Source organism: Pseudomonas sp. D3-27 (genome assembly GCF_051132165.1).
Lineage (GTDB): Bacteria > Pseudomonadota > Gammaproteobacteria > Pseudomonadales > Pseudomonadaceae > Aquipseudomonas.
In genome coordinates, this window is the sequence record NZ_CP071667.1 from 2031900 (window position 1) to 2057504 (window position 25605).

The window sequence follows — 25605 nt, forward strand, 5'->3', positions numbered from 1 at the left end:
AGCAAGCTCGCTCCCACAGGGTGCAGTGTTGAACCAGGGGTGACCGAACGCCGACATTGCGCGACAATGCCCGCCAGTTTCAGGAGTAGATCATGAGTGAAATGAACGATGCGCCAATCGACGGCACGCTGGATGCCACTGGTCTGAATTGCCCGGAACCGGTAATGATGTTGCACCAGCATATCCGCGACCTGGCCCCAGGTGGCCTGCTCAAAGTCATCGCCACCGACCCCTCGACTCGCCGCGACATCCCTAAGTTCTGCGTGTTTCTGGACCACGAGCTGGTGGCCCAGCAAGAGGACGCCGGCACCTACCTCTACTGGATCCGCAAGAAACTCGCCTAACCCGTCGCACGGCTGATGCGGATCTGCCCTCGCGCGCTGCGTGCCAGGCGAATCGACAGCATCAGCGCCGCGCAGCTCAACCCCACGATCAAGCCTTGCCATAATCCGCTTGGGCCACTGGCGGTGCCGAGCCTGTCGGTCAGGCCCAGGGCGTAACCCACCGGCAAGCCGATGCCCCAGTAAGCGAAGAGCGTCAGGATCATCGTCACCCGGGTGTCCTGGTAGCCGCGCAATGCGCCGGCCGCCGTGACCTGGATCGCATCGGAAAACTGGAACAGCGCCGCGTAGACGATCAGCATCGATGCGACCTCGATCACCCGCGGATCGGCTGTGTAGATCGCTGCGATGGGGCCGCGCAGCGCGAACATCACGCTCGCTGACAGGCACGCGTACGCCAGGGCCGTGCCCATGCCGACGCCCGCGGCGAAGCGCGCCTCTCGAGGCTGGCCACGCCCCAGCGCCTGGCCTACCCGTACCGTCACGGCCATGCCCAGGGAGTAGGGGATCATGAACACCAGCGAGCTGAAGTTCAGCGCGATCTGGTGCCCGGCCACCACCGTGGCGCCGAGGCTGCCGATCAGCAGGGCGATCACCGCAAAGATGCTCGACTCGGCAAACACCGCGATGCCAATCGGCAGGCCGATGCCCAGCAGGCGCTTGATCATCGACCATTGCGGCCAGTCGAAACGGGCGAACAGACGGCTCGATTGATAGATTGGGGCCCGATACGTCCAGATCGCCATGCCCGCTGCCATGAACCACATCACGATGGCGGTGGCCCAGCCGCAGCCAACCCCGCCCATGGCCGGGACGCCCAGGTGCCCGTAGATGAAGATGTAATTGAGCGGAATGTTCAGCGCCAGTCCGCACAGCCCCAGCACCATGGCCGGTCGCGTGCGCCCCAGGCCGTCGCTGAAACAGCGCAGCACGTAATAGAGCGCCACTGCCGGGAGCCCGGTGCCTATACCCCGCAGGTATTCCATGCAAGGGCCGATCAATTCGGGATCGACGTGCATCACATGCAGGATCGGCTCGGCGCTGAACAGCGCTAATGTCGCGGCCAGCCCCACCGCGAGGGCCAACCACAATGCCTGGCGCACCAAGGGGCCAATCTGTTCGAATGTGCCGGCCCCGAAACGCTGGGCAACTTTTGGCGTAGTGGCCAGCAGCGTGCCGGTCATCAACAGGAATACCGGCACCCAGATCGAATTACCCAGCGCCACCGCGGCGAGGTCCCGCGGGCCGACCCGCCCGGCCATCACCGCATCGACAAAACCCATGGCAGTTGTCGCCAATTGCGCCACCATGATCGGCAAGGCGAGGGCGAGCAGCGTTTTGAGCTCCAGGCGAACCCGGGCGGGGCGAGAGAGGACGGAAGGAGTGTCGATTGCAGGATTCACGAGGCAAGCATCCGAAAAAGATAAACGCAAGGCGGCGGATTCTACGCCTTGACGCAGTGGTCAGGAAAAAACCTGTGTTGTGGATTTGTAATCGCTCGCTAAGTCGTACGAATGCTTGTGGCGAGGGAACCTGCTCCCGCTCGACTGCGCAGCAGTCGCCTGCCTTTTGGGCCCGCTTCGCAGGCCAGCGGGAGCAAGCTTCCTCGCCACAAACGGGTTCACTGAAGTAATGGGCTGGCCCATCGAGGCGAGGAACGCCTACACTGCCCGTCCCGCCAAAGGAGCTCTGCCATGCTGATCGTCGCCGACGAAAACATTCCCCTGCTCGATGCATTTTTCCAAGGTTTCGGTGAGATCCGCCGGGTGCCGGGGCGGGGCATTGACCGGGCATTGGTAGAGCAGGCCGATGTGCTGTTGGTGCGGTCGGTCAGCCAGGTCAATCGAGCCCTGCTGGAAGGCAGCAAGGTGCGCTTCGTCGGCACTTGCACCATTGGCACTGATCACCTGGACCTGGATTATTTTGCCGAGGCCGGCATCCGCTGGGCCAGCGCGCCTGGCTGCAATGCCCGTGGCGTGGTGGATTACGTACTGGGCAGCCTTATGGCCCTGGCTGAGATCGAAGGCGCGGATCTTGCGCAGCGCACGTTTGGCGTGGTCGGCGCGGGGCAGGTAGGTGGGCGGTTGATCGAGGTGCTCAAGGGCCTGGGCTGGGCTGTGAAAGTCTGCGACCCGCCTCGCCACGCTGCCGAAGGCGGCGACTACGTGAGCCTGGAGCAGATCATCGAGGAATGCGACGTCATCAGCCTGCACACGCCATTGGCTCGCACGGGTGAGCACGTGACTTGGCACCTTTTTGATGAGCATCGCTTGAACAGCCTGAAGCCTGGCACCTGGCTGATCAACGCCGCGCGCGGCCCGGTCATCGATAACTCGGCGTTGCGCGAGGTGCTGTTGGAGCGCGAAGACCTCCAGGCGGTGCTTGATGTCTGGGAGCAGGAGCCGACGGTGGACGTGGACCTGGCCGACCTCTGCGTGATCGCCACCCCGCACATTGCCGGCTACAGCCTTGACGGTCGCCAGCGCGGCACGGCGCAGATCTACCAGGCCCTGTGCGATTTTCTTGGGCGGCCCGCCGAAGTCGATCTGGCCGACTTGTTACCCCGGCCTTGGCTCGGGGGCATCACGCTGGATGCCGATACCGACCCGGCCTGGGCGCTGGCGGTGTTGTGCCGGAGCGTGTACGACCCGCGCCGCGACGATGCGGATTTTCGCCGCAGCTTGATCGGTACGGTGAGTGAGCAGCGCAGTGCGTTTGATGCGTTGCGCAAGCATTACCCGCCACGCCGGGAGATCGACAGCTTGAAGGTGCGTATCGAAGGGCAGTCGACGGCCTTGCAGCAGATCGTGACGGCCCTGGGAGCTACTATCGTTTAAGCCCGGTGAACAGGCATAAAAAACCCGACATCAAGGTCGGGTTCAATTGAAGACGGGCTGTATCACTTTTGTTCGGCAGGTTTGACCAGTCGTTTCTCCAGCTCGCTGCAGGCTTTCTGGATCATGTCTTCGGTGATCGGTACTTCGCGCCCTTGGGCATCGATGAACGAGCAGCCCAGGGACTGGTCCGGTTGCGTGCGGATTACTTGAATCTTGTCGTCGCTGCTGTGTTGCAAGGACATGGCCTGTCTCCTCATCAGGTTGCGTGCCTATCGTAATGTCGTCAGGTGACCGAGCCATGACACTCCTTGAAGGTCCATGACGACAGCTCCACTCAACCAGAAACACACTCGCGTTTCCAGCCAGACGTTAGACCGATAACATCTAGGCATTAGTCTCGGCGGTCATATTTAACCTGACTCATTTCGATTCCACTTGGTTCCGCTGCGTTTCGGTACTGATGGCCAATCTTTTCCTGTTCCATTATCGGACACTCTCGATGCTTTCTTCACGACATCGCCGCGCAATACGCCTGGCCAGCGGCTTCATCGCCCCTTACCGCAAACAGGTCGCCGGTGCTTTGCTGGCCCTGATTGTCACGGCCGGTATCACGTTGTCCATGGGCCAAGGGATCCGCCTGCTGGTGGACCAAGGCTTCATGACCCGTTCGCCGCATCTGCTCAATCAGTCCATTGGCCTGTTCATGGTGCTGGTGGTGGGCCTGGCTATCGGTACGTTTGCACGCTTTTATCTCGTGTCATGGATCGGTGAGCGGGTGGTGGCCGATATCCGGCGGCAGGTCTTCAATCACCTGGTGTATCTGCACCCGGGCTTCTACGAGAACAATCGCAGTTCGGAAATCCAGTCACGCCTGACCGCCGATACGACTCTGCTGCAATCGGTGATTGGTTCGTCGCTGTCGTTGTTCCTGCGCAACGCCTTGATGGTGATTGGCGGCATTGTGCTGCTGTTTTTCACCAACCCCAAGTTGACCAGTATCGTGGTCATTGCCCTGCCATTGGTCCTGGCGCCGATCCTGGTGTTCGGGCGACGGGTGCGCAGCTTGTCGCGCCAGAGCCAGGACCGCATCGCCGACGTCGGCAGCTACGTCTCCGAAACCCTCGGCCAGATCAAGACCGTGCAGGCCTACAACCACCAGGTCCAGGATGAACAACGTTTTTCCGTGACGGTGGAGCAAGCCTTCGACACCGCCCGCAAGCGCATCGCCCAGCGGGCCTGGTTGATCACCCTGGTGATCGTGCTGGTGCTGGGTGCGGTAGGGGTGATGCTCTGGGTCGGCGGCATGGATGTGATCGCCGGGCGGATTTCCGGCGGCGAACTCGCGGCGTTCGTGTTCTACAGCCTGATCGTTGGCAGCGCCTTTGGCACCCTCAGCGAAGTGATCGGCGAGCTGCAACGGGCAGCGGGCGCCGCGGAACGCATTGCCGAGTTGCTGCGTTCGCAGAACATTATCCAGCCACCGGTCACAGGGCTGGTGACGTTGCCGGAGCGGGTGCGGGGTGACCTGCGCCTTGAAGGCGTGCGTTTTTCCTACCCCTCCCGACCGGACAGCTATGCGGTCGATGGCCTCGACCTGAGCATCAAGGCCGGCGAAACCCTGGCCCTCGTCGGGCCATCCGGCGCGGGCAAGTCAACGGTGTATGACCTGCTGCTGCGCTTCTACGATCCGGTGCAAGGGCGGATCCTGATCGACGACGTGCCGTTGACCTCGGTCGACCCTTTGGACCTGCGTCGTCATTTCGCCCTGGTTTCTCAAAACCCGGCACTGTTTTTCGGCACGGTCGAAGAAAATCTTCGCTACGGCAATCCTCAAGCAACATTCGAGCAGGTACGCGAGGCTGCGCAGATTGCCCACGCCCATGATTTCATAGAAAAAATGCCTGACGGCTACCAGACCCACCTGGGCGACGGCGGCCTTGGACTGTCCGGCGGCCAGCGCCAACGCCTGGCGATCGCCCGGGCCCTGCTGGTGGACGCGCCAATTCTGCTACTGGACGAAGCCACCAGCGCCCTCGACGCGCAAAGTGAACACCTGATCCAGCAAGCCTTGCCCAGCCTGATGAAGAACCGTACCACCCTGGTCATCGCCCATCGCCTGGCCACGGTGAAAAACGCCGACCGGATTGCGGTGATGGACCAAGGCAAGGTGGTTGCGGTGGGTAGCCATCAGGAACTGGTTGCAAGCAATGCGCTGTATGCGCGGTTGGCAGCGTTGCAGTTCAACGTTGGCTTGGACTCGGCAGCCGACTGAGCGCAGCGTCCACACGAATCCCCTGTGGGAGCGAGCTTGCTCGCGATAGCGGTGGGTCAGCTTGCATCCATGTTGAAGGTGCCGACGCCATCGCGAGCAAGCTCGCTCCCACAAGGTCCAGCAACAGACCAAGTAGCCGACCAAAAATGCCCGCATCTTTCGATGCGGGCATTTTTTTCTTCTCAGGAACAGCGTCTCGCTAATACTCACTGATCATCAAAATACCGCTCATGCCAGTCCACCAGCGGTTGCGGCAAGTTGAGCTTCTGGCCGTAGATGACCGAGTACGACAACACGTTCTGCACGTATTGGCGGGTTTCGTCGAAGGGGATGCTTTCGACCCAGACGTCGAAGCTCAGGTGGTCTGCACCGCGCAACCATTGGCGCACGCGACCGGGGCCGGCGTTGTAGGCGGCGGAGGCGAGGACGCGGTTGCCGTTGAACTGGCTGTGGACCTGGCTCAGGTACGCCGCGCCCAGCTGGATATTCTTGTCCGGGTTGAAGACTTGCTGCGGTGATGCCAGGGGAATATTGAATTTGCGCGCGGTTTCCTTGGCCGTGGCCGGCATCAATTGCATGAGGCCGCTGGCGCCGACACCGGAGCGGGCGTCGTCCATGAACGCACTTTCCTGCCGGGTGATGGCGAACGCCCAGCTAGGGTGCAAGCCGCGGATCTTGGCTTCTCGCACCAGCGTGTCGCGGTAGGCCATCGGGAAACGGATATCCAAGTCATCCCAGTATTTGGCCTGGCTGATGGTGCGGATGGCTGGGAAATACCACTTGAGGTCGTAGGCCAGTTTCGCCTGGGCGACCATTTCGTCCCGGCTGAAATGGCGGCTGACGTGATACCACTCGCGGCGTCCGTCGACGATTTGACCACGCGCGTGGAATTCCAGCGCCCGACGTATGCCCGGTGTATTGCGGACTTTGTTGATCAGCGCCTGGCTCATGGGCAGCGGCTTGTTCACCAGCGAATACGGTGACTGGGACCGGTCGGCGGCCAGGAAACCGTAGAAATCACGCTCGCGAGCCAGATGCTTGTAGAGCGTCAGCGCTTCGGGGTTCTGTGGCTGCGCCAATTCCAGGCTACGGGCCTGCCAGTAGCGCCAGCGATTGGTGCTCGCCAGCGATTCGGGCAGCCGGCGGGTCAGTTGGTAGGCGTCGTCCCAGCGGGCGAGGCGCAGGAGCAGGCGCAAGCGCCACTCCGATACGGTGTCGTCCCGAAGCTCCGGGTCATATTTGGTCATGACATCCAGGGCGCGGCTATCGAAGCGCTTGGCCAGGGTCAGGCCGATTTCCCGGGCGATGGCGACCTTCTCGTCCCGAGAGAAACGCATGGTGCTGGCATAGCCCTCCAGCAATGACATGGCTTTTTCCGGGTCCTGGCGGGCCAGGCGGCGCAGGCCAAGACTGACGACATCGGACATGGGCTCATCGGCGGGCATGAAGCGCGAAGGCTGGTTGAGCAGTTCGGGCTTTTGCGCGACGTCAACCAACAGCTTGCCTCGGGGGGCAAGAGTGGTCAGGCCGCTGACCAGGCTATTGGCCAGCGGATAGTTGCGTGCCTGGGCCGCCAGTTTCGCGCGCTCCCAGCGTTTCTGCTCGGTCAACTGGCCTTGCGCGGCCCACATGCCGAACAGCGCGTCGCAAGCCGTCGGCTGGGATTTACCGGTAAGCCATAGTTTCTCGGCGTTGGCATAACCTTCGGCCTTAAGGCCATGGCTCAGTTGATATTGAGCGTTGAGGCAATTCAGCTCGGTGAAGTTGAGCTTGGGATCGTAATACTTGACGAAGGTTGCCCAGTCGCCACGTTCGGCCAACCAGCGCAACCAGCGCAACTTCATCCAGTTGGCCTGGGGCAGGTCGCCATGTTCGGCAAGGAATTTTTCGATTTCGGCGTTGCTCGCGCTCTTGAGTCGCGCAGTCAGTTCGTCATAGGCCAGGTACGGTTCCAGCGGATAATCGCGCAGGGCCTGGCTGTAGCGAAAGTAGGGAGCGGAATCGCCTTTGGCCAGAGCGCGCTTGGCCTCGTCGTAGTACTGGCGCTGGGTGGAAATATCCACCGCATGGGCGGTTTGAACGGCAGTGGCACATACAAACAAACAAGATAAAACACTGAAAAGGCGACTGCGCATGATACGTCCGGGCAAAGATAAACATGACAAGCCCAGGGAGAAACCCAGGGTAACTTGCCTGTAGCTTAGCCTTTTGCCAGCAACCGGCGAAAGCTTTGCGGGACTGTTGGCACAACTTCGCAACATTTGTAGTACAGAGTGCTTCGACGACGAAATTGACGGACTTTTGAGGTCTCTTCTCAGGTAGAATGCGCGCCCGGTTTTTGGAGAAGCTCATGACCCTGCTCAAATTCAGCGATGTGTCCCTTGCTTTCGGCGCGATGCCGTTGTTGGACAAGGTGTCCTGGCAGATCGCCCGTGGAGAGCGGGTGTGCATCATCGGCCGCAACGGCACTGGCAAGTCCAGCATGATGAAGCTGGTCAAGGGGGATCAGAAGCCCGATGACGGCTCCGTCTGGCGTGCGCCCGGGCTGAAAATCGGCGAGCTGCCCCAAGAGCTGCCGGTAGCCGACGAGCGGACCGTGTTCGACGTGGTTGCCGAAGGCCTGGACGGTGTCGGCGCGCTGCTGGCCGAATATCACCACCTGAGCCAGAACATCGTCACCGATGCCGACCTGGACAAGCTGATGCATGTGCAGCACGACCTCGAGGCCCGTGATGGCTGGCGCCTGCAGCAATTGGTCGACAGCACCTTGAGCCGCCTGCAACTCCCGGCTGACAAGACCTTGGCCGAGCTGTCCGGCGGCTGGCGTCGTCGGGTCCTGCTGGCCCAGGCCCTCGTGTCCGAGCCAGACCTTTTGCTGCTCGACGAACCGACCAACCACCTGGACATCGGTGCCATCGCCTGGCTTGAAGAAGCGCTGAAGGATTTCCAAGGGGCGGTTCTGTTCATCACGCACGACCGTTCCTTCCTGCAGAACCTGGCGACCCGCATCCTCGAACTGGATCGTGGCGGCCTGATCGATTGGAACGGCGACTACGCCAGTTTCCTGGTGCACAAGGAAGCGGTGCTGGCGGCGGAAGAAACCGCCAACGCCTTGTTCGACAAGCGCCTGGCCCAGGAAGAAGTGTGGATCCGCCAGGGCATCAAGGCCCGACGGACTCGTAACGAAGGCCGTGTGCGCGCCCTCAAGGCATTGCGCGTGGAGCGTAGCGAACGTCGCGAGCGCACCGGCAAGGCCAATATCCAGCTTGAGACGGCCGACAAGTCGGGCAAGCAGGTCATGGTGCTGGAAGATGTCAGTTTCGCCCATCCGGGCGGCCCGTTCCTGATCAAGGATTTCTCCATGGTCCTGCAGCGCGGTGACCGGATCGGCCTGCTTGGCGCCAACGGTACCGGCAAGACGACCCTGCTCAAGCTGATGCTTGGCGGCCTGGTGCCGACCAGCGGCAAAGTGGAGGAGGGGACAAAGATCGACGTCGCCTATTTCGACCAGTTGCGCCATCAGTTGGACTTGGAAAAAACCGTGATCGACAACGTCGCCGAAGGCCGCGACTTCATCGAAATCGATGGCCAGAGCCGCCACGTATTGAGTTACCTCGGCGACTTCCTGTTCAGCCCACAGCGCGCCCGTACGCCGGTGAAAGCGCTGTCTGGCGGTGAGCGGGCACGGCTGCTGCTGGCCAAGTTGTTCAGCAAGCCGGCGAACCTGCTGGTGCTCGACGAACCAACCAACGACTTGGACGTGGAAACCCTCGAGCTGCTGGAAGAAGTGTTGTTGACGTTCAACGGCACTGTGCTGATGGTCAGCCACGATCGGGCCTTCCTCGATAACGTGGTCACTAGCACGTTGGTGTTCGAAGGCGAGGGGCTGGTTCGCGAATATGTCGGTGGTTATCAGGATTGGCTACGCCAAGGCGGCTCGCCGCGCCTGCTGGGTGTGACAGAGAGCAAATCAGGCAAGGCCGACTTGAACTCCGCGGTCGTCAAGGCCGAGCCGGCGCCGGTTGCCGCCGCTGCCGCACCGGCTCCGACCAAGAAAAAGCTCAGCTACAAGCTGCAGCGTGAACTGGAAGCCTTGCCAGGTGATATCGACGCGAAGGAGCAGCAGATCGCCGCGGTGGAGGCCGAGATGGCTGATGCCGGCTTCTACCAGCGTCCCGCGGCCGAAACCGCCAAGGTAATCGCGCATCTGGAACAGTTGCAGGCTGAGCTGGATGCGCTGGTCGAGCGTTGGGCTGAGCTGGACGCTTGATCCGCTGTTGAGAAGATTCCCGGCGTTCAGCAATGAACGCCGGGATTTTTTTATTTGAAACGCAATCCCTTGTGGGAGCCAGCTTGCTCGCTCCCGAAGGTCCAGGGTCAGGTGCGCTTGACCAGGTGCACCGCCAGCACATCGCAAGGCGCGCCATGCAGCACGTCGTTGGCGGTGGAGCCCAGCAGCAACGCCAGGCCATGGCGGCCATGGCTGCCGACCACGATCAGGTCGCAGCCTTGCTCCTTGGCCAGGTGATGGATCTCCTGGCGCGGCTGGCCATAGGTCAGGTGGCTGTTTTCCTTTTTCAAGGCAGGGTATTTCACGATCAATCGGTCAAGGCGTTCCTTGGCCTGGTCGAACTGCTGCTGTTGCAACTGGGAAAGATCCATCGGAACGTCACCGCCGAAGGCCATCGCCATCGGCTCGACGATATGCACCAGCGACAGTTTGTTGTCCCGCCCTTCGCAAAGGGCGAGGGCTCGCTTGACGACGGGATCGCATTCTTCAGTAAGGTCGACGGCGACCAGGATGTGTTCGTAGTACATGAAAAGCACTCCAGAGAATGGCGATACGGTAAGTATGGCTGGTTTCAAGCGCATTGATGGCGATACAGGTCAATGGGCTCATCAGAATTCGGGAGTACAGATATGACGGTCTGGATAGTGGTGTCAATCCTGTTGGTGGTATTAAGCCCCCTGGCATGGTTGCGACCGTCCCGCGCACAGAGCGGGCGTATAGCCCTTCGCATGGAGGCGCGACGCCTCGGGCTGGCCATGCGATTGACCCCGCAAGACTGGCCCCATTGGCTTGGCCAGCAGCCACCAAACCCCTGTGCGCAGTACCACCGAGCCCGGCGGGGCAGCCAGCCGGCCAGCTGGAGTTATTGGCAAAAGGCTCCAGGGGTGTGGGTCAACCAATGGCAGGAGGTGTGCCAGGATGAAGCGTTGCTCGGCCACTTCCGAGCATTGCCAGCCAATGTCTACAAGGTCGAGGCCGACCGGCAAATGATCGCCCTGTATTGGGGAGAGAAAGGCGAAGCCAGTGTTTTGCAGGACATTTCTGCCGTATTAAAAGCGTTGGCCTGAGCGTAAAAAAGCCCGACAGCATCATCGGGCGGGTTGGCCAGGCAGGCCGGTAAAACCATTCTTTCCAGGGCGTGCTTCGAAACGTCCTGTTTCCCGCGTACTCAATCATATTGTCACCAGCTTAGTCGGTTGAATCCGGTGCGCCTGGAATTAGGGCGACTTTTCTAATGATTGATTCTATGAATGGTCGCTCATGCAAGGTCGTGTTACGGATCCAGGCGGTACGGAAATGACTGCGGAGTCCCGTTCAAACGCCTGTTTAGGGCGATTGACAATTGTCGGAAATTCCGTGAAGGTGACGTACCCAAATCAAACGGGCGTATGAATTGAGCGTTTGTATTTTTAGAACGTTCCTACAGAACCCGACTATCGCGTTGACGGGTGTGTCTGGCGGATTGGCGTAGCATCGGCGGTTATGTCCATGTGGAGCCAGGGGCCAGCGTCCAACGTGTACTGTTCAGCTTCCATATCGTGGAGATCAGTTGATGATTTACGAAGGTAAAGCCATCACGGTTAAGGCTCTTGAAAGTGGCATCGTCGAACTGAAATTCGACCTCAAGGGTGAGTCCGTCAACAAGTTCAACCGTCTAACCCTGAATGAATTGCGTCAGGCCGTGGACACTATCAAGGCAGATGCGTCGATCAAGGGTGTGATCGTCAGCAGTGGCAAGGACGTGTTCATCGTCGGCGCCGACATCACCGAATTCGTCGACAACTTCAAGCTGCCCGATGCCGAACTGATCGCTGGCAACCTCGAAGCCAACCGTATCTTCAGCGACTTTGAAGACCTCAACGTACCGACCGTCGCGGCCATCAACGGCATCGCGCTGGGTGGCGGCCTGGAAATGTGCCTGGCGGCGGACTACCGCGTCATGTCCACCGCGGCCAAGATCGGCCTGCCGGAAGTCAAGCTGGGCATCTACCCGGGTTTCGGCGGCACCGTGCGCCTGCCGCGCCTGATCGGTGCTGACAACGCTATCGAGTGGATTGCCGCTGGCAAGGAAAACCGTGCCGAAGAGGCGCTGAAAGTCGGCGCCGTGGATGCGGTGGTCGAACCCGGCAAGCTTCTGGAGGCGGCCCTTGAAACCGTCAAGCGCGCCATCAGCGGCGAGTTTGACTACAAGGCCAAGCGCCAGCCGAAGCTGGAAAAACTCAAGCTCAACGCCATCGAACAGATGATGGCCTTCGAGACCGCCAAAGGTTTCGTCGCCGGCCAGGCGGGCCCGAACTACCCGGCGCCGGTCGAGGCGATCAAGACCATCCAGAAAGCCGCGAATTTCGGTCGCGACAAAGCCTTGGAAGTCGAAGCCGCCGGTTTCGTGAAACTGGCCAAGACGTCTGCCGCCCAGAGCCTGATCGGTCTGTTCCTCAATGATCAGGAGCTGAAAAAAAAGGCCAAGGCCTACGACGAAATTGCCCGTGACGTGAAACAGGCCGCCGTGCTCGGCGCCGGCATCATGGGTGGCGGCATCGCCTATCAGTCGGCGTCCAAGGGCACGCCGATCCTGATGAAGGACATCAATGAACACGGCATCGAGCAGGGGTTGGCCGAAGCCGCCAAGCTGCTGGTCGGTCGCGTCGACAAAGGTCGCATGACCGCCGCGAAGATGGCCGAAGTGCTCAATGGCATTCGTCCGACGTTGTCCTACGGCGATTTCGGCCACGTCGACCTGGTGGTCGAAGCGGTTGTCGAGAACCCGAAGGTCAAGCAGGCGGTTCTGGCTGAAGTCGAAGACAAGGTCAAAGAGGACACCATCCTCGCGTCGAACACCTCGACCATTTCCATTTCGCTGCTGGCCAAAGCCCTCAAGCGTCCGGAAAACTTCGTCGGCATGCATTTCTTCAACCCGGTGCACATGATGCCCCTGGTGGAAGTGATCCGTGGCGAGAAATCCAGCGAGGAGGCGATTGCCACCACCGTGGCTTACGCCAAAAAAATGGGCAAGAACCCGATCGTCGTCAACGATTGCCCGGGCTTTTTGGTCAACCGCGTGCTGTTTCCGTACTTCGGCGGTTTCGCCAAGCTGGTCAGTGCCGGTGTGGACTTCGTGCGCATCGACAAGATCATGGAAAAATTCGGCTGGCCAATGGGCCCGGCGTACCTGATGGACGTGGTCGGCATCGACACCGGCCACCACGGTCGCGACGTCATGGCTGAAGGCTTCCCGGACCGCATGAAAGACGACCGTCGTTCCGCCGTCGACGTGCTCTACGAAGCCAAGCGCCTGGGACAGAAGAACGGCAAGGGCTTCTACGCCTACGAGACCGACAAGCGCGGCAAGCAGAAGAAAGTCGCCGATTCGTCGGTGCTGGAAGTGCTCAAGCCGATCGTCTACGAGCAGCGCGAAGTCACCGACGAGGACATCATCAACTGGATGATGATCCCGCTGTGCCTGGAAACCGTGCGTTGCCTGGAAGACGGCATTGTCGAAACCGCCGCCGAAGCCGACATGGGTCTGGTCTACGGCATCGGTTTCCCTCCATTCCGTGGCGGTGCGCTGCGCTACATCGATTCGATCGGTGTGGCCGAGTTCGTTGCCCTGGCTGACCAGTACGCTGATCTGGGCGCGTTGTACCACCCGACCGCGAAGCTGCGTGAAATGGCCAAGAACGGCCAGCGTTTCTTCGGTTAAGCGCCCAACGACTAGAGCGAGAGAACATTTATGAGCTTGAATCCTAGAGACGTCGTGATTGTCGACTTCGGTCGTACGCCGATGGGCCGCTCCAAGGGCGGCATGCACCGCAACACTCGCGCCGAAGACATGTCGGCGCACCTGATCAGCAAACTGCTGGAACGCAACGTCAAGGTCGACCCCAACGAAGTCGAGGACGTGATCTGGGGCTGCGTGAACCAGACCCTGGAGCAGGGCTGGAACATCGCCCGCATGGCTTCGCTGATGACCCAGATCCCTCACACCGCTGCCGGCCAGACGGTCAGCCGCCTGTGCGGTTCGTCCATGAGCGCGCTGCACACCGCCGCCCAGGCGATCATGACCGGTAACGGTGATGTGTTCGTGGTCGGCGGTGTCGAGCACATGGGCCACGTGAGCATGATGCACGGTGTCGATCCGAACCCGCACATGTCGCTGTACGCGGCAAAAGCCTCGGGCATGATGGGCCTGACCGCGGAAATGCTCGGCAAGATGCATGGCATCACCCGCGAACAGCAGGACGCCTTTGGCGTGCGCTCCCACCAGCTCGCCCACAAGGCGACGGTGGAAGGCAAGTTCAAGGATGAAATCATCCCGATGCAGGGCTACGACGAGAACGGCTTCTTGAAACTGTTCGACTACGACGAAACCATTCGTCCGGAAACCACCCTGGAAAGCCTGGCGACCTTGAAGCCGGCCTTCAATCCTAAGGGCGGCACCGTGACGGCGGGTACTTCGTCGCAGATCACCGACGGTGCCTCGTGCATGATCGTGATGTCGGCCCAGCGTGCCCAGGACCTGGGCATCCAGCCGATGGCCGTGATTCGTTCGATGGCTGTCGCGGGTGTGGACCCGGCGATCATGGGCTATGGTCCAGTACCGGCTACGCAGAAAGCCTTGAAGCGCGCGGGCCTGAGCATTTCCGATATCGACTTCTTCGAGCTCAACGAAGCTTTCGCCGCACAGGCGCTGCCTGTGCTGAAAGATTTGAAAGTACTCGACAAGATGAACGAGAAGGTTAACCTGCACGGCGGCGCGATCGCCCTGGGTCACCCGTTCGGTTGCTCTGGTGCGCGTATCTCTGGCACGCTGCTCAACGTCATGAAGCAGAACGGCGGCACTTTAGGGGTGTCCACCATGTGCATTGGCCTCGGCCAGGGCATCGCCACTGTCTTCGAACGCGTCTAAGCGTTGCGTTGATGGAAGCCGGGGCCAAGTGCCCCGGTTTTTGTTTTTCGGGTTTAGTAAAAGAAAGATTTTGTTTTTATTTTGAAAAAATTTGAGTGAGGGCCAACGCATGCCGATACAACCTGGGCTCTACCAACATTACAAAGGTCCGCAGTACCGCGTATTCAGCGTTGCGCGGCATTCCGAGACCGAGGAAGAAGTGGTCTTCTATCAAGCCCTGTATGGCGATTACGGCTTTTGGGTGCGTCCGTTGAGCATGTTCCAGGAGTCTGTCGAAGTTGACGGCGAACAGGTGCCGCGCTTTGCTTTGGTGCAGGTCGAGGAGAGCATCTTTTCCAAGTCTTGAGGCCAGTGTGAGGGCGACCCCGCCCTTGACCTCACCTTGCAGCCACTATATATAGCGGTGCCGCGTCAGGCGCCAACCGCCTTTCACTTTTTAGAATTCAGGAATTTTCTGATCCATGGGCAAATCGCTGGTCATTGTGGAATCCCCGGCTAAGGCCAAGACCATCAACAAGTATCTGGGCAACCAATACGTGGTGAAGTCGAGTATCGGCCATATCCGAGACCTGCCCACCAGCGGTTCGGCTAGCGCCAGCAAGGAGCCAGCCGCCAAGCGCGGCAAGGCGGCCGCTGGTGAAGCGCCGGCGCTGTCGCCGAAAGACAAGGCGCGCAAGCAGCTGGTCTCACGCATGGGAGTCGATCCGGAGCACGGCTGGAAAGCCAAGTACGAGATCCTTCCGGGCAAGGAAAAGGTCATCGAAGAACTGCGTCGGCTCGCCAAGGACGCCGACACCATTTATCTCGCGACGGACTTGGACCGCGAAGGGGAAGCCATCGCCTGGCACCTGCGCGAAGCCATCGGTGGGGATGACAGCCGCTACAAGCGCGTGGTGTTCAACGAGATCACCAAGAAGGCTATCCAGGAAGCCTTCTCCCAGCCGGGCGAGCTGGACATCGACCGGGTCAATGCCCAACAGGCGCGTCGCTTCCTTGACCGCGTCGTGGGCTACATGGTCTCGCCATTGTTGTGGGCCAAGATCGCCCGTGGCCTGTCGGCCGGTCGTGTGCAGTCGGTGGCGGTAAAGCTGGTGGTGGAGCGCGAGCGGGAAATCCGTGCGTTCAATCCCGAAGAATATTGGGAAGTCCATGCTGATCTCGGTACCGCCAAGGGCGCTACCGTGCGTTTCGAAGTGGCTCGCGAGAAAGGCGAAGCCTTCAAGCCGCTCAATGAAGCCCAGGCCATGGCAGCGCTGGAGAAGCTCAAGGCTTCCAGCTACAGCATCGTCAAGCGCGAAGACAAGCCCACCAGCAGCAAGCCGTCGGCGCCCTTCATTACGTCCACCTTGCAGCAGGCGGCGAGCAACCGCCTGGGCTTCGGTGTGAAGAAGACCATGATGATGGCCCAGCGTCTGTACGAAGCGGGCTACATCACGTACATGCGTACCGACTCGACCAATCTCTCGGCCGATGCCGTGGCGATGGCGCGTACTTATATAGAAAGCGAGTTTGGCAAGAAGTACCTGCCGGATACGCCGAACGTGTACAGCAGCAAGGAAGGCGCCCAGGAGGCTCACGAAGCGATTCGTCCTTCCGACGCCAATACCGAGCCAAGCAAGCTGTCGGGCATGGAACGCGACGCCGAGCGTCTCTACGAGCTGATCTGGCGCCAGTTCCTGGCATGCCAGATGCTACCTGCGCAATACCTGTCGACCACGGTCAGCGTCGGTGCTGGCGATTTCGAGCTGCGCGCCAAGGGTCGTATCCTGAAGTTCGACGGCTATACCCGCGTCATGCCGCAGATCACCAAGCCGGGGGACGACGACGTCCTGCCGGACATGGCCCAGGGCGACGTGATGAAGCTGATCAAGCTGGATCCGACCCAGCACTTCACCAAGCCGCCGGCACGGTATTCCGAGGCCAGCCTGGTCAAGGAAATGGAAAAACGTGGCATCGGTCGTCCTTCGACCTATGCGGCGATCATTTCCACCATCCAGGATCGCGGCTACGTGACGCTGCACAACCGTCGCTTCTATTCGGAAAAGATGGGGGACATCGTCACCGAGCGCTTGTCCGAGAGTTTCTCGAACCTGATGGACTACGGCTTCACCGCCGGCATGGAAGAGAACCTGGACGACGTGGCCCAGGGTGAGCGGGACTGGAAGAACGTACTCGACGAGTTCTACGGCGACTTCAAGAAAAAACTGGAAGTGGCCGAAAGTCCGGAAAGCGGCATGCGGGCGAACCAGCCGGTCATGACCGATATTCCATGCCAGACCTGCGGGCGTCCGATGCAGATCCGTACCGCGTCGACCGGTGTATTCCTGGGTTGCTCGGGCTACAGCCTGCCACCCAAGGAGCGCTGCAAGGCGACGGTCAACCTGGTACCAGGCGATGAAATCGCCGCGGACGACGAAGGTGAGTCGGAGTCCCTGGTGCTGCGCGGCAAACACCGTTGCCCTATCTGCAGCACAGCGATGGATGCTTACCTGCTGGATGAAAAGCGCAAGCTGCACATCTGCGGTAACAATCCTGATTGCGCCGGCTACGAGATCGAAGAGGGCACCTATCGCATCAAGGGCTACGAAGGTCCGAGCCTGGAATGCGACAAGTGTGGCAGCGAAATGCAGCTCAAAACCGGCCGTTTCGGCAAGTTCTTCGGTTGCACCAATCCGACCTGCAAGAACACCCGCAAGCTGCTCAAGAGCGGTGACGCGGCGCCGCCGAAGATGGATCCGGTGAAGATGCCCGAGCTCAAGTGCGAGAAGGTAAACGACACCTACATCCTTCGTGATGGTGCATCCGGCCTGTTCCTGGCAGCCAGCCAGTTTCCGAAAAATCGCGAGACTCGGGCGCCGCTGGTGATCGAGATCTTGCCGCACAAGGATGAGATCGATCCGAAGTACCATTTCCTCTGCGACGCGCCGCAGAAGGATCCGGATGGCCGCCCAGCGGTGATCCGCTACAGCCGCAAGACCAAGGAGCAATACGTGCAGACCGAGGTTGACGGCAAGCCTACCGGTTGGAAAGCGTTCTACGACGGTGGTAAGTGGACCGTTGAAGACAAGCGCTGATTGATGGCGAAAGGATTTGAATCTGCGCGATCCTCGTGGCGAGGGAGCTTGCTCCCGCTGGGCGATTCAGTCGTTGTTCTAAACGCCGCGTAAGTAAAAGGCCGCATGACAACCCTTGGGTTTTCATGCGGCCTTTCATTTTTTGGGTTGCAGTAGCTTCGGTTGATCCACGACACTGTCGCACCTGCGTGACGCTTTTATTTCGTTGGGGAGAATGCCGCCATGGCCCACGAACTCTACACCCGTACCAATCAGAAGATTTATTTTGCCGGCCTGTCGCTCGAAGCGCTTGCCAGGGCAGAGGATGGGCGCGCCATGAATGCTCCCGCGCTGGTCCAGGCTGGGCGTGAATCCGTGCTGTTTCATTTGTACGGCGCCTTGCTGGGTCTTTGCCACGAAATTGCCGGGTTCTATCGCTTGCCCCAGGCGAATGCGTCACGGGCCGAACTGATGCTGATGCCAGAAGTACTGGACAGCCTTGCGATTCCCGAGTTGGCGGAAATGGTCGAGTTGGCGCAGAACCGCGAGACCTGGCTGGCCAAGTTGCTGGCGGCTCATGCCGCGTTATTCCAGCCGCCACGGGCCCCCCGTAAACCGAAGGGTGATGTTACCCAGCCGTTGATTGTCGCGGTCAATCTTGACGAGCAGGAACCAGAGCCAGAGCTGAGTCGGGAAGAGTTGGAGAGCTGGCGTCAGAATCTCAAAAGCCTGGCGATTCGGTTCCGTGACGGCTTGAACGAATGCTGACGTGATGGCCGTCGGTAACGCTTGGTCAAGATCCTGAGCGAAGCTTGGCCGATGACTATATAATCCCCGCCTTTCGTGGAGAACAGACTTTTATGCCTACGTCCTTTCTAGAAATTGTCGAACTTCCTGATGGTCGCATTGAGCTGCGCCGGGCTGAAGACGAGGGTTCGCTGGTTACCCTGAACTTCTCCGAGGATGCCAAGGTGTTTCTTCAGGGCCAACATGTCGAGGTCGCCAAGGCGATGCTCAGCGTGGGTGTCCAGATGGCAGGTCGCCTGGTTGAAGGCGAATTCAACAAGGAAGAGGGGCCGCGGGTTCTACATTGATCCCCGTTTGTCGGCTTTTGAAGTAATGTGACTGGTCTGGCTTCTCTGTCCTGGAGAAGCCCTGCGTTTATCCCAATCGAATATTCAGGCTTTGTGCATCGCCGGTGCGCGCGGCGCTGATCAATTGCTGACGCGCGGTCGCGGTCAAGGGATTGAGCCAGCTGACCACCGTATGACTGCGCCCCAGGCGCAACGCTTCGCAGGTCAACTGCTGGGCGCTCTGGCTGCCGCGCGGCTGCAATAGCAGGATTCGCTCGCGATTGAGACCAGCGTCTCGCAACCAGGCCTGCGTTACGCTGGCCGGTGGTGCGATCAGCGTTAGCCAGCGAGCGTCCTGGTCCTGGCTCAGTTCTCTCAGGATCGGCGCTAGCAGGTTCAGGCAATTTCCCGCCGCACCACGCAACGACAGCTCGCTGAAGGCTTCGGGTTCGACGCTCCAGGGCGACTCGATGACCTCGTTCAGGACTGGAACCAGCGGTTGGGCCATGAATGCCTCGAACAGCGGAAGTTGTGTGTGCTGTGGTGTAAGAGGAAATTGCATAAAGCCTCCTTTAGCGGCGAATGACGCCAACGCTCAAGCCTTCGATAACCAGGTCCTGGTCTTTCAGGTCCACTTCGATGGGGGCGAATTCCGGGTTCTCGGCGATCAACCAGACCTTGCTGCCCTCGCGCTTGAAGCGCTTGACGGTGACTTCATCGCCGATCCGCGCCACCACGACCTGGCCGTTACGGGCTTCACGGGTGGTGTGGACAGCCAGGAGATCGCCATCGAAGATACCGATGTCCTTCATACTCATACCGTGCACGCGCAGAAGATAATCGGCCCTCGGGTGAAAGAATGAAGGATTGATGTTGCAAGACTCCTCGACGTGCTGCTGGGCGAGGATAGGCGCGCCGGCGGCCACGCGCCCGATGATAGGCAGGGTGGTGTCGTCGGCCTTGGCTTCGAAGCCGGGGATGCGAATCCCCCGGGATGCTCCGGGCGTCATTTCTATTGCACCCTTGCGGGCCAGCGCCTTGAGGTGCTCTTCAGCCGCGTTGGGGGATTTGAAACCCAGTTCCTGAGCGATTTCCGCACGGGTCGGCGGATAGCCGTTGTCTTCTAGGCAGCGTTTGATGAAGGCCAGAATCTCTGCTTGGCGTGGCGTCAGCTTTAGCATATCGATCGCTCTGTCTTTTTATACAGTGACTGGGATTATATACAGTACGAGTCAGTTGGCAATCCTCCTTTTTCGCCAGGCTGCCAGACGGTAGATGGAACCGCTGGCAGGGACTGTGCTACAGCTCGCCAAAGGTGTGGTTAAATACCTGACCGGACGTTCGCAAAATGCCCCGGCAGGCTTGACAAGCCCCAGGCTGAAACGTATGTTTCAAACAAGTGTTTGTCAGGCGGAGTAGCCATGGCCCAGTCGGAAACCGTTGAACGCATTCTCGATGCTGCCGAGCAATTGTTCGCGGAAAAAGGTTTCGCCGAAACCTCTTTGCGTCTGATTACCAGCAAGGCCGGGGTGAACCTGGCGGCGGTGAACTACCACTTCGGCTCGAAAAAAGCCCTGATCCAAGCGGTATTTTCGCGCTTCCTCGGGCCGTTCTGTATCAGCCTCGATCGCGAGCTGGAGCGTCGCCAGGCCAAGCCTGACGTCAAGCCCACTCTGGAAGAGCTGCTCGAGATCCTGGTCGAACAAGCCCTCGTGGTCCAGCCACGCAGCGGTAACGACCTCTCCATATTCATGCGTCTGCTGGGCCTGGCATTCAGCCAGAGCCAAGGGCACTTGCGGCGCTATCTCGAAGACATGTACGGCAAGGTGTTCCGTCGCTACATGCTGCTGGTCAACGAAGCCGCGCCGCGCATACCACCTATCGAATTGTTCTGGCGCGTGCATTTCATGCTTGGTGCCGCGGCATTCAGCATGTCGGGCATCAAGGCGCTGCGGGCTATCGCCGAGACCGACTTCGGCGTGAATACGTCGATCGAGCAGGTGATGCGCCTGATGGTGCCGTTCCTGGCAGCGGGCATGCGCGCCGAAAGCGGCGTCACCGATGAAGCAATGGCGGCCGCGCAGCTGCGTCCGCGCAGCAAATCGACGCCGGCGCTCGCCAAGGCATAGGCACACGGGTGGGCGCGGATGGCTACATCCGCTAAGCTAGCCGCCCATGCCGATTCTCCTTTTGAATTCGTCTCAATATTCTTCGCCCGCGCGGTCTGCCGGCCCTTCAGCCTGGCGGTGCCGGGGCGGATGCAGCATCGCGCGCGTCCCTCGTTATTAAAAGGAACTGTTATGACTGGTGCCCTTCAAGGCTCGTTGATGGTGGACGTCGCCGGAACCTGGCTGACGGCTGAAGATCGCCATCTGTTGCGTCAGCCCGAAGTGGGTGGATTGATCATTTTTGCCCGCAATATCGAGCATCCCCGCCAGGTGCGCGAGCTGAGCGCCTCGATCCGGGCCATTCGCCCCGATCTGTTGTTGGCTGTCGACCAGGAGGGCGGCCGGGTGCAACGCCTGCGCCAAGGCTTCGTGCGTCTGCCGGCGATGCGGGCCATAGCCGATAACCCGAACGCCGAGTACTTGGCCGAGCAGTGCGGCTGGATCATGGCCACCGAAGTGCTGGCGGTCGGCCTCGATTTGAGCTTCGCCCCCGTGCTGGACCTCGATTACCAACGCAGCGCGGTGGTAGGAAGTCGTGCCTTCGAAGGCGACCCCGAGCGCGCCACACTGCTGGCAGGTGCGTTTATCCGTGGCATGAACGCCGCGGGAATGGCGGCCACAGGCAAGCATTTTCCGGGGCATGGCTGGGCCGAGGCAGACTCCCATGTCGCCATTCCTACTGACGAACGCAGTCTCGAACAGATCCGAGCCTGCGACCTGGTACCGTTTACCAAGCTGAGCAAGAAGCTGGCGGCCGTCATGCCCGCCCATGTCATTTATCCCCAGGTGGATGCCAGCCCGGCAGGGTTCTCCCGTCGTTGGCTGCAAGACGTCCTGCGCGGCGAGTTGCAGTTTGATGGAGTGATCTTCAGCGATGATCTTTCGATGGCCGGCGCCCACGTGGTCGGCGATGCCGCCAGTCGGATCGAGGCTGCCTTGACCGCGGGCTGCGACATGGGGCTGGTCTGCAACGACCGCGCGGCCGCCGAGCTCGCCTTGAGCGCTGCCCAGCGCCTGAAGGTCACGCCGTCGGCGCGGATTGCCCGTATGCGTGGCCAGGCCTTCGCCAGTACCGAGTACCGTCAGGATCCGCGCTGGTTGACAGCGATCGGCGCGTTGAAAGCCGCTCAACTGATTGATTAAGGATGTTTCGATGACTGTTTACGCAATTATCGGCGGCACCGGCCTGACCCAGCTGGAAGGCCTGACCATTCGCCAATCCCTGGCGGTGGAGACGCCCTACGGCGCGCCATCAGCCGAGGTGCAGATCGGCGAATACGCCGGGCGTGAGGTGTTGTTTCTGGCACGCCATGGCCATCCCCACCGTTTCCCGCCGCATCAGGTCAACTATCGCGCCAATCTCTGGGCGCTGAAGCAGGCGGGCGCCGAGGCGGTCCTGGCGGTCAACGCCGTCGGCGGGATCCACGCCGCGATGGGTACCGGTCATTTTTGCGTGCCCCACCAGCTGATCGATTACACCAGCGGTCGCCAGCATACGTATTTCGCCGATGACCTGGAGGCGGTGACCCACATTGATTTCAGCTACCCCTACACGGAATCGCTGCGCCAGCAATTGATTGCGGCCCTGGCTGCCGAAGGCTGCGGCTATAGCAGTCACGGTGTCTATGCCTGCACGCAGGGGCCGCGCCTGGAAACCGTGGCCGAAATCGCCCGCCTGGAGCGCGATGGCTGCGATATCGTCGGTATGACGGGTATGCCGGAGGCGGCGCTGGCCCGTGAGCTGGAACTGGACTACGCCTGCCTGGCGCTGGTGGTGAACCCGGCGGCGGGCAAATCCACTGCGGTGATTACCATGGCGGAGATCGAGCAGGCCCTGCATGACGGAATGGGTAAAGTGAAGTCGACCCTGGCGCGGGTGTTGATGGCGGGCTAGAAAGTCCGGTTTATTGGAGAATGATCTTGTGGGAGCGAGCCTGCTCGCTCCCACAATCAAGGAGTTTCAGCGCTTCTCCAGCTTGTCCGGCAGCGGCGCAAATAGCGCCTCGATGTCTTCATTCTGCAGTTTCCAATCCCCAGCCACACGCCCATCCAGCACGCCGGCCGCCAAGTCAGACTTTTCTTTTTGCAGCAGCTGGATCTTTTCTTCCACCGTGCCGCGGGCAATCAGTTTGTACACGAACACCGGTTTTTCCTGGCCAATGCGATAGGCGCGGTCGGTTGCCTGGTTTTCGGTGGCGGGGTTCCACCAAGGATCGTAGTGAATCACCGTGTCCGCTTCTGTCAGGTTCAGGCCCACGCCGCCGGCCTTCAGGCTGATCAGAAAGATTTGACGCTTGCCGCTTTGGAATTCCTTCACTGGCGTGCGTCGGTCTCGGGTCTGGCCGGTGAGGATGGCGTAATCCACGCCGCGTTTTTTCAGTTCATCTTCAATCAGCGCCAACATGGAGGTGAACTGTGAAAACAGCAGCACCCGCCGACCTTCTTCGAACAATTCCTCAAGCATTTCCATCAGGCTGTCGAGCTTGCCCGAGGTGCTGCCGCGGGTGGGCAGGGTGGCATCACTGATCAGGCGCAAATCGCAGCACACCTGGCGCAGCTTGAGCAGCGCTTCCAGGATGATGATCTGGCTGCGCGCCACGCCTTTGCGGGTGATCTCGTCGCGCACCTTCTTGTCCATCGCCAGGCGCATCGTCTCGTAGACATCCCGCTGGGCGTCGCTGAGTTCCACCCAATGGATGATTTCGGTCTTGGGTGGCAGCTCCGTCGCCACTTGCTCTTTGGTACGGCGCAGCAAGAAGGGTTTTATCCGACCGTTCAGGTGTTGCAATCGTACGTCGCTGCCGCGCTTTTCGATCGGTACGCGGTAGTCGCGATTGAAGCTTTTGACGTCGCCAAGCCAGCCCGGCAGCAGGAAGTGAAACAGCGACCAGAGTTCACCAAGGTGGTTTTCCAGTGGTGTACCGGACAGGCACAACCGTTGCCTGGCATCGAGTTCCCGGGCGGCTTGGGCGGCTTTGCTGGTGGGGTTCTTGATGTACTGGGCTTCATCCAGGATCAGTACATGCAGCGGCTGCGCCTTGAGGCGTTCGACATCCTTGGGAAGCAGCGCATAGGTGGTCAGGATCAAGTCGTAATCGGCCAGGCGCTCGAAGTGTTTCTTGCGCCCGGCACCGTACAGCGCCAGTACCTTAAGCTGCGGAGTGAAATGCGAGGCTTCGTCGAGCCAGTTGGGAATCAGGCTCGTCGGCATCACCACCATGCACGGTCGGTCCAGGCGCCCAGCGTTTTTTTCGCTGAGAATGTGCGCCAGGGTCTGTAGGGTTTTGCCCAGTCCCATGTCGTCCGCGAGAATCCCGCCTACTTCCAGCTGTCGTAGCGATTGCATCCAGCTCAAACCTTCGAGCTGGTAGGGTCGCAGCGTGGCGTTCAAGCCCTGCGGGGCGGTGGCGGTGTAGTCCTTGATGTCCCGCAGGCGTTGGGCCAGGCTGCGTATGTGCTCGCCACCTTCCCAGCGCAGCGGCATGTCCTGCAATGGGTTCAGGCGCAGGGCATCGGCGCTGTTGAGGCGCAGTTTGGTGGTGCCGGGCTCTTGCAGGTAGAACTCGCCGAGGGTCGCCAGCACGGGCTTCAACCGCCCGTACGGCAGGGCAACTTGCTGAGGGCCGAATTCCGAGTTGGGCCGGTGCGGCAAGTTGACCAGGATAAGTTCGTCATCGCGGCGCCTGGCCAGTCGTTCCGGGTTGAATAGCTCGATATGCGAGCGCATCAGGTTCAACAGGATAGGCAGCAGGCTCAGTCGCTCGCCGTTGACGATGATGCCCAGCTCCAGGTCGAACCAGTCACGCTCCGGAGTCTCATCGACCGTGGCGTACCACTCATCCACCGCCGTCAGGTCGAAGCCGAAGTCTTCATCAATCTGCAATTCCCAACCCTGGGTGCGCAGCTTTGGCAGGTCATTGAGGGTAAAGGTCAGCCAGGCGCTGTCGTTGACCATTTCGTACAGTTCGCCAGCGCTCTCCGGTAGAGCCTTGCTTTGTCGGGTCGCAACCTTGAATCCAAGAATTCGCAACTGCTCGCGGTAGGACTGTTCCACTTCGATCTGGCGTTTTATCCGCAGCGTCTGGGTTTCCTGGCGAATCAGTACGTCGGTGTTGCGCTGGCCGCTGACGTACTCGTCCAGATAACTGAAGGACAAGGCGGCGCGGTGCTGGATATAACGCTGCATCTTGCCGTTGCGCGGCTCGAAGGCGCTGAACTCGACACTTGCCAGCCAAAGCCGTGGCACCGGCTGCACGTTTTCCACCAGGACTTGCGGCGGGGCCTTGGGGCTGCGGTTGTCCAGCACTGCCTGGAGCTTTTCCAGCAATTGCGCGTCTTTTTCGGCGGCCGGGTAGGCCAGGGTTTCCTGAACTTGCAGCAGCACCGCTGCGCAATGCTTGCAATTGATGCGCACCGGGCAGGAGCACGCGGCGTCTAGCAGGATCAATGTGCCTTTGGCTGACTCCTTGAGGCGAATGGTCTGACGGTAGACGCTGCCGCCCGAGCCTTCGCAGCTGGCGATGATGGTGCTGTCGCCGGCCTCGACGACCCTCACGCGGTTTTCCAGCGCGTATCGGCGCCCACGCTCCAGGCTTTGTTCCTTGAATCGATTGACCCAGGAAGGTGCCAGCGGTTTGCTCAGGGGCGAGGGCATGGGCGCGCCG

Annotated in this window: 21 protein-coding genes; 14 read left to right on the top strand and 7 right to left on the bottom strand. The window is 60.4% G+C overall.

Going from position 1 to position 25605, the window contains the following annotated elements:
- The first annotated feature begins 92 nt into the window (after positions 1–92).
- Positions 93–344, top strand: coding sequence for a sulfurtransferase TusA (gene tusA / locus J3P92_RS09430; protein WP_420764694.1), 252 nt, complete (start codon positions 93–95; stop codon positions 342–344).
- Here tusA and J3P92_RS09435 read toward each other — a convergent pair.
- A complete protein-coding gene (locus J3P92_RS09435) occupies positions 341–1744 on the bottom strand; it encodes an MATE family efflux transporter (protein WP_434650518.1) in 1404 nt (467 codons plus the stop codon). The two genes, tusA and J3P92_RS09435, sit on opposite strands and share 4 nt — an antisense overlap.
- Before the next feature lie 291 nt (positions 1745–2035).
- Here J3P92_RS09435 and pdxB point away from each other — a divergent pair, with 291 nt between their 5' ends.
- Complete coding sequence (gene pdxB, locus J3P92_RS09440; RefSeq protein WP_434650520.1) at positions 2036–3178, top strand: 4-phosphoerythronate dehydrogenase PdxB; 1143 nt, start codon at positions 2036–2038, stop codon at positions 3176–3178.
- Positions 3179–3240: 62 nt separating this feature from the next.
- Here pdxB and J3P92_RS09445 read toward each other — a convergent pair whose 3' ends face one another.
- Positions 3241–3420, bottom strand: coding sequence for a PA1571 family protein (locus J3P92_RS09445; RefSeq protein WP_003199629.1), 180 nt, complete (start codon positions 3418–3420; stop codon positions 3241–3243).
- Positions 3421–3638: 218 nt separating this feature from the next.
- On the opposite strand from J3P92_RS09445, the gene J3P92_RS09450 reads away from it, so the two are divergent.
- Complete coding sequence (locus J3P92_RS09450) at positions 3639–5450, top strand: ABC transporter transmembrane domain-containing protein (RefSeq protein WP_434610563.1); 1812 nt, start codon at positions 3639–3641, stop codon at positions 5448–5450.
- Positions 5451–5656: 206 nt separating this feature from the next.
- Here J3P92_RS09450 and J3P92_RS09455 read toward each other — a convergent pair whose 3' ends face one another.
- Positions 5657–7585 carry a transglycosylase SLT domain-containing protein gene (locus J3P92_RS09455; protein WP_434650522.1) on the bottom strand — a complete coding sequence of 643 codons (1929 nt, stop codon included), beginning with the start codon at positions 7583–7585 and terminating at the stop codon, positions 5657–5659.
- Positions 7586–7800: 215 nt separating this feature from the next.
- Here J3P92_RS09455 and J3P92_RS09460 point away from each other — a divergent pair, with 215 nt between their 5' ends.
- Positions 7801–9720: an ATP-binding cassette domain-containing protein gene (locus tag J3P92_RS09460; protein ID WP_420764689.1), complete on the top strand. Its 1920-nt coding sequence runs from the start codon at positions 7801–7803 to the stop codon at positions 9718–9720.
- A 107-nt stretch (positions 9721–9827) separates the two neighbouring features.
- On the opposite strand, the gene J3P92_RS09465 is transcribed toward J3P92_RS09460, so the two are convergent.
- Positions 9828–10268: a universal stress protein gene (locus J3P92_RS09465; protein ID WP_420764688.1), complete on the bottom strand. Its 441-nt coding sequence runs from the start codon at positions 10266–10268 to the stop codon at positions 9828–9830.
- Positions 10269–10370: 102 nt separating this feature from the next.
- On the opposite strand from J3P92_RS09465, the gene J3P92_RS09470 reads away from it, so the two are divergent.
- From J3P92_RS09470 to J3P92_RS09500, 7 genes are all read left to right on the top strand, one after another.
- The gene (locus J3P92_RS09470) at positions 10371–10808 is read left to right on the top strand and encodes a hypothetical protein (RefSeq protein WP_420764687.1); all 438 of its coding nucleotides are present in this window, start codon (positions 10371–10373) and stop codon (positions 10806–10808) included.
- A 485-nt stretch (positions 10809–11293) separates the two neighbouring features.
- On the top strand, positions 11294–13441 hold the full coding sequence (gene fadB, locus J3P92_RS09475; RefSeq protein ID WP_434650524.1) for a fatty acid oxidation complex subunit alpha FadB: 2148 nt from the start codon (positions 11294–11296) through the stop codon (positions 13439–13441).
- Positions 13442–13471: 30 nt separating this feature from the next.
- The gene (gene fadA / locus J3P92_RS09480) at positions 13472–14647 is read left to right on the top strand and encodes an acetyl-CoA C-acyltransferase FadA (protein WP_420764685.1); all 1176 of its coding nucleotides are present in this window, start codon (positions 13472–13474) and stop codon (positions 14645–14647) included.
- Positions 14648–14756: 109 nt separating this feature from the next.
- Positions 14757–14993 carry a DUF1653 domain-containing protein gene (locus tag J3P92_RS09485; RefSeq protein WP_420764684.1) on the top strand — a complete coding sequence of 79 codons (237 nt, stop codon included), beginning with the start codon at positions 14757–14759 and terminating at the stop codon, positions 14991–14993.
- Positions 14994–15108: 115 nt separating this feature from the next.
- Complete coding sequence (gene topA, locus J3P92_RS09490) at positions 15109–17721, top strand: type I DNA topoisomerase (RefSeq protein ID WP_420764683.1); 2613 nt, start codon at positions 15109–15111, stop codon at positions 17719–17721.
- Positions 17722–17943: 222 nt separating this feature from the next.
- On the top strand, positions 17944–18468 hold the full coding sequence (locus tag J3P92_RS09495) for a DUF6586 family protein (protein WP_434650526.1): 525 nt from the start codon (positions 17944–17946) through the stop codon (positions 18466–18468).
- A gap of 92 nt (positions 18469–18560) precedes the next feature.
- Positions 18561–18794, top strand: a complete 234-nt coding sequence (locus tag J3P92_RS09500) for a hypothetical protein (protein ID WP_003183419.1) — start codon at positions 18561–18563, stop codon at positions 18792–18794.
- Positions 18795–18861: 67 nt separating this feature from the next.
- Here the strand turns inward: J3P92_RS09500 and sulA are convergent, their stop codons facing one another.
- Together sulA and lexA are read right to left on the bottom strand one after the other, a co-directional pair.
- Positions 18862–19335 (bottom strand): SOS-induced cell division inhibitor SulA, encoded by a 474-nt coding sequence (sulA, locus tag J3P92_RS09505; protein WP_434610571.1) that lies wholly within the window; start codon positions 19333–19335, stop codon positions 18862–18864.
- A gap of 10 nt (positions 19336–19345) precedes the next feature.
- A complete protein-coding gene (gene lexA / locus J3P92_RS09510) occupies positions 19346–19954 on the bottom strand; it encodes a transcriptional repressor LexA (RefSeq protein WP_420764680.1) in 609 nt (202 codons plus the stop codon).
- A gap of 240 nt (positions 19955–20194) precedes the next feature.
- Between lexA and J3P92_RS09515 the strand changes: the two genes are divergently transcribed.
- The 3 genes from J3P92_RS09515 to J3P92_RS09525 all read left to right on the top strand — a co-directional run bounded on the left by J3P92_RS09515 (position 20195) and on the right by J3P92_RS09525 (position 22835).
- Entirely contained in the window at positions 20195–20902 is a 708-nt protein-coding gene (locus J3P92_RS09515; protein WP_420764679.1) for a TetR/AcrR family transcriptional regulator, read from the top strand.
- A 171-nt stretch (positions 20903–21073) separates the two neighbouring features.
- Entirely contained in the window at positions 21074–22084 is a 1011-nt protein-coding gene (nagZ, locus tag J3P92_RS09520; RefSeq protein WP_434650528.1) for a beta-N-acetylhexosaminidase, read from the top strand.
- Positions 22085–22094: 10 nt separating this feature from the next.
- The gene (locus J3P92_RS09525; protein ID WP_420764677.1) at positions 22095–22835 is read left to right on the top strand and encodes an S-methyl-5'-thioinosine phosphorylase; all 741 of its coding nucleotides are present in this window, start codon (positions 22095–22097) and stop codon (positions 22833–22835) included.
- 66 nt (positions 22836–22901) lie between these two features.
- Here the strand turns inward: J3P92_RS09525 and J3P92_RS09530 are convergent, their stop codons facing one another.
- A complete protein-coding gene (locus J3P92_RS09530; RefSeq protein WP_434610580.1) occupies positions 22902–25595 on the bottom strand; it encodes a DEAD/DEAH box helicase in 2694 nt (897 codons plus the stop codon).
- Positions 25596–25605 lie beyond the last annotated feature (10 nt).